Source organism: Nocardia seriolae NBRC 15557, assembly GCF_007990715.1.
Classification (GTDB): Bacteria; Actinomycetota; Actinomycetes; order Mycobacteriales; family Mycobacteriaceae; genus Nocardia; species Nocardia seriolae.
The window spans coordinates 45,293-52,268 of sequence record NZ_BJWY01000039.1 but is presented as its reverse complement, the minus strand read 5'-3'; the positions used below and the strand labels follow the sequence as shown (position 1 = coordinate 52,268).

At 69.0% G+C, this 6,976-nt stretch carries 5 protein-coding genes, 2 pseudogenes and 1 riboswitch; of the genes and pseudogenes, 1 reads left to right on the top strand and 6 read right to left on the bottom strand.

What is annotated here, in order from left to right; genetic code table 11:
- Window positions 1-80, bottom strand: a riboswitch (M-box (ykoK) riboswitch). This riboswitch is flagged as partial in the annotation.
- Window positions 81-174: 94 nt separating this feature from the next.
- Window positions 175-1,128: pseudogene (locus NS2_RS14685) on the bottom strand (YihY/virulence factor BrkB family protein); the annotation flags it as partial.
- A 122-nt stretch (window positions 1,129-1,250) separates the two neighbouring features.
- On the opposite strand from NS2_RS14685, the gene NS2_RS14680 reads away from it, so the two are divergent.
- Window positions 1,251-2,960 (top strand): DEAD/DEAH box helicase, encoded by a 1,710-nt coding sequence (locus NS2_RS14680; RefSeq protein ID WP_033087934.1) that lies wholly within the window; start codon window positions 1,251-1,253, stop codon window positions 2,958-2,960.
- On the opposite strand, the gene NS2_RS14675 is transcribed toward NS2_RS14680, so the two are convergent.
- The 5 genes and pseudogenes from NS2_RS14675 to NS2_RS14655 form a co-directional block, all read right to left on the bottom strand.
- Entirely contained in the window at window positions 2,961-3,260 is a 300-nt protein-coding gene (locus NS2_RS14675) for a DUF1905 domain-containing protein (RefSeq protein ID WP_071344352.1), read from the bottom strand.
- 50 nt (window positions 3,261-3,310) lie between these two features.
- A pseudogene (locus tag NS2_RS14670) lies at window positions 3,311-3,505 on the bottom strand (helix-turn-helix domain-containing protein); the annotation flags it as partial.
- A gap of 39 nt (window positions 3,506-3,544) precedes the next feature.
- On the bottom strand, window positions 3,545-4,471 hold the full coding sequence (locus tag NS2_RS14665) for a hypothetical protein (protein ID WP_033087936.1): 927 nt from the start codon (window positions 4,469-4,471) through the stop codon (window positions 3,545-3,547).
- A 128-nt stretch (window positions 4,472-4,599) separates the two neighbouring features.
- On the bottom strand, window positions 4,600-5,148 hold the full coding sequence (locus NS2_RS14660) for an SWIM zinc finger-containing protein (protein WP_033087937.1): 549 nt from the start codon (window positions 5,146-5,148) through the stop codon (window positions 4,600-4,602).
- Between the two features lies 1 nt (window position 5,149).
- Window positions 5,150-6,883: a DEAD/DEAH box helicase gene (locus tag NS2_RS14655; protein WP_033087938.1), complete on the bottom strand. Its 1,734-nt coding sequence runs from the start codon at window positions 6,881-6,883 to the stop codon at window positions 5,150-5,152.
- Between the last annotated feature and the right edge of the window lie 93 nt (window positions 6,884-6,976).

The window sequence follows — 6,976 nt, the reverse complement described above, 5'->3', positions numbered from 1 at the left end:
GTACTAACCCTGGGCGTCTCTCGACGTCGTCGGATCAGTGGCCTGTGTTCGAACAGGAGCCTCGCCTAGCGAGGTGCTGACCGCCTCCTGCGTACCCGGCGTGCTCGCCCGCGTCAAGGCGGGGCGGCTCGGCTCGGGGCGCGGCGGCCGTCGACGGTGCTTGCGGGACCGCCACCACACGCGGATCTGGGTCATGCGGGTGGCTCGGGCGGGCCAGAATTCCTGGACGCTGGCATTGAATTCGGCGCCCAGGATGATGGCGAAGGCCAGGAAGAACGTGAACAGGAGAAAGGCGATGGGGGCGGCCAGGGCGCCGTAGGAGATGCCGGTCTTGGTCACCCAGGCGAGGTAGCGGCGCAGGCCCTCGCTGGCAGCCATGAAGAAGACACCCGCGACAAGAGCTCCGCCGAACAGGCGGTGCCAGGGGAGGGTGCGGTGCAGGGCGGTCTTGTAGAGGAAGGTGAGGCCGACGATCAGGAGCAGGCCGGTGCCGGGGTAGTAGAAGGTGTCGATGAGACGCAGGCCGGGTTCGCGCCAGGCGTGGGGCAGGACGCGGCCGATGAGGGTGGGGCCCAGGGCGATCAGAGGCAGGATCAGGACGGCCACCAGCAGGAATCCGACATAGAGGAGCAGCGCGAAAATGCGCTGCCAGACCGGGTGGCGGGCGGCGGCCTGGCCGTGGGCGGCGGTGATGGCGTCGACGAAGGTGGCCATGGCCGAGGAACCGGCCCACAGCGACAGGACGAAGCCGACGGAGACGACACCGCCGTGGCCGCGCTGCAGCACATCGTTGACCGTCGGCTGGACCAGGCTGTCGACCACGCTGGGGCTGAACGCCTTCCGGGCGAAGCTGACGATCTTGGACTGCACGATGCTGACCGTGTTCGGGCCGAACCAGTGCCCGACGTAGCCCAGGCTGCCCAGCAGTCCCAGCAGCAGCGGAGCCAGCGACAGCGTCTGCCAGAAGGCGGCAGCGGCGGATTTGTTGAAGATGGAGTCGTTCCAAGCCTTCACAGCGACGTGCACGACGAGTTGGCGGATGCGGCCCCAGCGAGTGGCGGCGAGCACGACGGGTGATCCCGGGGCGGGCGCGTCGGCGTGTTGCGGAGATTCGTCGTGCGCGTTCATCGTGGCCTAAGCATTGCCTACCAGCGGTTCGAATGGGACCAGACAGGCAATGTGTCGTGGCGCACTCGAAGGGGCTGTGTCGGATTGGAAAGCTGTCGGCATCGATCGCTACTCTCTACCGAGTGACTTCGGGTGGTGGCGGTTCGTTACGTGCATGGCAGCGCAGGGCTCTGACCAAATATCTGACAGCCAAGCCACGCGACTTCCTTGCCGTCGCCACTCCCGGCGCTGGTAAGACGACCTTCGCGTTGCGGGTGGCTGCCGAGCTGTTGAACGACCGTACGGTCGATCAGGTGACGGTGGTCGCGCCCACCGAGCACCTCAAGCACCAGTGGGCGGCCTCGGCGGCGCGCACCGGGATCCAGCTGGACTCGAACTTCTCCAACTCGACCGGCTCCACCTCCTCGGACTATCACGGCGTGGTGGTGACCTACGCGCAGATCGCGTCGCACCCGTGCAAGCACCGGGTGCGCACCGAGAACCGCAAGACGCTGGTCATCATGGACGAGATCCACCACGCCGGCGACGCCAAGAGCTGGGGTGAGGCAGTCGAAGAGGCGTTCGGCGACGCCACCCGCCGCCTGCACCTCACCGGCACCCCGTTCCGCAGCGACGACTCCAAGATCCCCTTCATCACCTACGAGGCCGATGAGTCCGGATTCGAGAAGTCGCGTGCCGACCACACCTACGGCTACTCCGAGGCGCTCGCCGACGGCGTCGTGCGACCCGTGGTCTTCCTCGCCTACTCCGGCGAGGCGCACTGGCGCGACAGCGCGGGCGAGGAGTACTCGGCCCGCCTCGGCGAACCCCTCAATGCGGAGCAGACCGCCCGCGCCTGGCGCACCGCCCTCGACCCGGCCGGTGACTGGATGTCGAAGGTGCTGCAGGCCGCCGACACCCGCCTGCGCCAGCTGCGCGCCACCGGCATGCCCGACGCGGGCGGCCTGGTGATCGCCACCGATCAGGAGAAGGCGCGCGACTACGCCGAACTGCTGGAACACATTTCGGGCACCAAACCGACCATCGTGCTCTCCGACGACCCGGACTCCTCCGACCGCATCGGCACCTTCAGCGAGAACACCGACCCGTGGATGGTCGCGGTGCGCATGGTGTCCGAGGGCGTCGACGTGCCGCGCCTGGCCGTCGGCGTGTACGCCACCTCCGCCTCGACCCCGCTCTACTTCGCGCAGGCCATCGGCCGTTTCGTGCGTGCCCGCAAGACCGGTGAGACCGCCAGCGTCTTCCTGCCCTCGGTGCCGGTGCTGCTGGATCTGGCCGCCCAGCTGGAGTTGCAGCGCGATCACGTCATCGGCAAGCCGCACCGTGAGGCGAACGCGCTCGAGGACGAACTGCTCATCGACGCGAACAAGCAGAAGGACGAAGCGGGCGAGGAGGAGAAGAAGTTCGTCGCCCTGGCCGCCGACGCCGAGCTCGACCAGGTCATCTACGACGGCGACTCCTTCGGCACCGCCACCTTCTCCGGCAGCGACGAGGAGGCCGACTACCTCGGCATCCCCGGCCTGCTCGACGCCGACCAGATGCGTGCCCTGTTGCGCGAACGCCAGTCCCGCCAGCTCGCCGACCGCAGCGCCGCCGCCGCGGCCCCGGCCGGTCCCGCCGTCGAGGCCGCCGCCGAACGCGCCGCCACCTCCGACCGCCTCTCCGAACTGCGCCGCGAACTCAACAGCCTGGTCGCCATGCATCACCACCGCACCGGCAAACCCCACGGCGTCATCCACGGCGATCTGCGCCGCGAATGCGGCGGCCCCCCAACCGCTCTGGCCACCGGCGACCAGCTCACCGAACGCATCGCCGCCCTGCGCCGGATCTGATCAGGCGATCTCCAGCTCGACCTCGACCGGGTCGCCGACCTCCAACCCCTCGGCGACCCGGACCGCCTTCTTCACCGGCAGCACGAAGGTCCCGCGCTTGCCGTCGGGGAAGATCGAGGTGGACCAGCGAGTGTCGCCGACGGTGACCTGCACCTTGATCGAGCCGAATCCGGCCGCGGTATGGCCGTACAGCTCGTCGATATCGTCGGCTACGGTTTCGGGCAGGCTCACGAAAAACCAGGACGCCTGCGCCTCCCACTCCCAGAGTTCGGCCGTGAACGAGTACCCGGGGTTCGCCATAACGCCGACCGTAGCGGTGGGCACCGACAGCTTCGGCGCCGGTGATCGGGTCAGCGCGTGAAGTAGCGTGTGGGCGAGACGCCGACTTCACGGTGGAAGGCGGCCACGTAGGCGCTCGGCGTGGCACAGCCGACCCGGGCGGCGCTGCGCGCTACCGGCAGCCCCGAGGCGAGCAGCGGCGGCGAGGCGGCCGACCGCAGCTGGGTTCGCCACCGTCCGAACGTGATTCCGGTATCGGTGAGGAAGCCTCGGGCGTGTCCACGCGGTAGCGCTCGACTGCTGTTCTAGTCCGGATCGCCCAGCGGATCAGCGCCTCGGTCGAAGATCTGCTCAGCGGAATCGACGGTCAAAGCGAGGTCCAGCCAGCGCGTCAGTTGATCGAGATCCGAGCAGGAGGTCGCGCGCGCTCGTACAGCATCGTCGACCTGCAACCCACGGCGTTCCAAGACCCGCAGCACGGATCCCGCCAACGCTGCCAACGCTTCAGCCCGGCCTTCAGCCCGGCCGATAGCCTGGTGTTCGTGCGCGAAGTCGCTCTCCCAGTGGTAGTTCTCGATTGCGATAGCCACGAGCTCCTCCCACTCCTTCCGGTACCGTTCGGGTACGCATCTGCTGATGTAGTCATGGTAGTGGACACGCCAATCCGGCTCGAGATGTTGCATCGCCTCGAGTGCCATGGTGAGCACGGTCCGGCGCTCGGCGTCGGAGAGATGGCCCGGCGCGGATAGCAGGGCCAGCTCGGGCCACTGATCGGCCTCCGCGACCGTGGTGATCGCGGGCAGCATGCCGGGCCAGTAGGTCCGGGGCCGGAAGACGAAGTCGGGGTGGCCGGTCTCGATCGGTGCGGCGACCTTGCGGGCGGTCCGCTCGTCGGGGCAGAACGCCAGCAGCACCACGGGGCAGCCCAACCGCTGGCGTACGTGCGTGACATAGGCCGGCCAACTCAGTGCGATGCGTTCGAGTTCGGCTGTGCAACCGGAGTTCTGGACTTCGTGGATGATGGCATATTCCGGCTTGTCGGTGACCGAGCCGATGAGTACCACGTCCAGATGCAGTTCGCCGGGCGACAGGAGAGTGACCGTTTCCGGCCCTGGTCGCCAGCAGGGTAGGTCGGGCACCTGCAGCCCGAGGACGATGCGGGCGATCCGGGCCGCGACTTCGGCCCGATGGCGCAGCAACTGCAAGGGGATCTCGTGACGGATGGACGGCACTCGGTGACGGTAACTCGCCGTTCGAACGCATGTTCCGGAATCCTCCGACCTGCCCGAATGCTCCCTTTTCGGGCGCGTCTTCGGCTGTTTGCCTGCGGCACAGGGATATTCGTGAGGTCGGCCGGTTCTCAGCCGAAGTAGACTGCCGGGTCCAGGGCGTCGATCGGTGTCCAGCGGGGGATCGAGGTCGGAGTTTCGGCTTCTGCCGCGGGGGCGGTGCTGCGGTAGCCCTGGAGATCCAGTGCCAGCCACGGGTTTTCGTCGATCAGGCGGATGACCGCGTAGCAGGTGGCGAGCATGTGGAGGCAGCGGGCGTTGCGGGCTCGGCAGGAGCAGTCGGTGGCGGCGAGGATCGGGGTCACCGAGAGGCCCGCGGCGATGACCGCGGCGTGCAGTTGGTCGTTCAGGGTGAGGGAGTCCGCCGGGACCACCGCGGCGATGGCGGCGATGGTGGTGTGCGGCAGGGTCGTCAGTTCCAGGTGTGTCACCGAGGCTTCCGAGCCGCGGTGGATGTGGGCGCGCACCACGCTGCCCTCGATCTCGGTGCGGACGCCGTTGTTGCGGGCGATGCTGCGGGCGCGGGGGAGCAGGGGCTCGGGTTTGGTGAGGTTGAGGGGTTCGGGGAGGCGGAGCCAGTCCCGGGCCCAGGCGGTGTAGCCGAATTCGTTGTCCGCCATGTCAGTTTCCCCGCTTCCGGCGCAGCAGTTCCATGAGCCGTTCGTCGTCGAGGCGGGCGAGTTCGGCGATGCCCGCGGCGTCGGTGAGGTCGGTGAGGGCCGACTTGCGCTCGTGCATGCCCGCGATGTGTTCCTCGATGGTGGTGCCCGAGGTCAGGGTGGTGACGGTGACGGTGCGGGTCTGGCCGATGCGGTGGGCGCGATCGGAGGCCTGCGCCTCGACCGCCGGATTCCACCAGCGGTCGAAATGGATGACGTCGGCGGCGCGGGTCAGGGTCAGACCGGTGCCCGCCGCGCGCAGGCTGAGCACCAGAATGGCTGGGCCGTGCGGGGATTGGAAGTCGGCGACGATCTCCCCGCGCTCTTCCGGATTCAACCCGCCGTGGAAGAACGGCACCCGCACCCCGAACGCCTCCGCGCAGTGCCGGACCAGCAGCTCACCGGTCCTGCGGTACTGGGTGAAGATCAGGGTGGGCGCGCCCGCGTCGAGGTTGTTGGCCAGAATGTCGGAGCAGACGTCGAATTTCCCGGAGCGGCGCGGTAATTCGTTCAGTTCCCCGGTGATCAGCCCCGGGTGGTTGCACACCTGCTTGAGTTCGGTCAGCACCGCGAGCACACGGGTGTGCCGCTGGGCCCCGGCACCGAAACCGGCCGCCTCGGCCCGGTCCAACAGCTGGTCGTAGAGCCGCTCCTGCTCGTCGGTCAGATCGCAGACCAGATCGGTGTGGATCTTGGCCGGCAGGCTCGCCGCCACCTGGGATTTGCGCCGCCCCAGCACAATCGGCTCCAGGGCGTCGCGCAGCCGCAGCACCGCGTCGGCCGACCCCTCCGAGATGGGCCGCCCGAATCGCCGCCGGAACTGCGCCTTGTGCGTGAACTCCTGCGGCACCACCAGATTCAGCAGCGCCCACAGCTCGTCGAGGTGGTTCTCGACCGGCGTCCCGGTCAGCGCGATCCGCGCGTCGGCGGTGATGGCCCGCGCCGCCCTGGCCACCTGGGTACGCGGATTCTTCAGCACCTGCGCCTCGTCGAAAACCACGGCGGCCCACCGTTGCCCGGCCAGCGCGTCACCGTGCCCGCGCAGCGTCGGATACCCGGTCACCACGATGGTCCCGGCCTCCGCCGCCGGCGGCTGCCCGCCCCGCCAGGCCAGCGCCCGCAGTCCGGGCGCGAAGCGTTCGATCTCGTGCGCCCAGTTGCCCACCAGCGAGGTCGGGCACACCACGAGTTGCGGTCCGTCCCCGGCCTTCCCGAGCAGATACCCGATGGCCTGCACGGTCTTGCCCAGTCCCATCTCGTCGGCGAGCACCGCGCCCCCGTGCGCGGCGCTGGCCTCCCGCAACCAGGTGATGCCGCGCGCCTGGTACGGCCGCAGCTCGGCCTTCAGCTGCGAGCGCAGCTCGGCGTGCAGCGCGATGGTGCCCCGCAGTGCCCGCAGCGCGCGCCCGGCCGACACGACGGCGGTCCGGGTGGCATTCGGGACGGCGTGCGCGGCCGTGGGCAGGCGCCGCTCCTCGACGTCGGCCTCGACGGCCCGGCGTAACAGCTGTATCGATTCCCCGGGGTTTTCGATAGGCAGAGTGCATAACCGCTCCGGTTCCACCAGAGCGCATTCCACGTCCGTGACGCCGATGCCGTCCCGGTCCGGGACGGCGAGTGCGAGGGTCTCGACCTCGCCGAGGTCCTTCGGGGCGCGGCCCGCGGCGTGGCCGTTCCACGTCCAGAGCGCGACCATATGTCGATCCTGCAGGTAAGTGGCTTGCGAGGTCTGCGGCACCCATCCGTTGTACCGGGCCGATCTCGCGGCGGGCACATGACGATTGTCGCG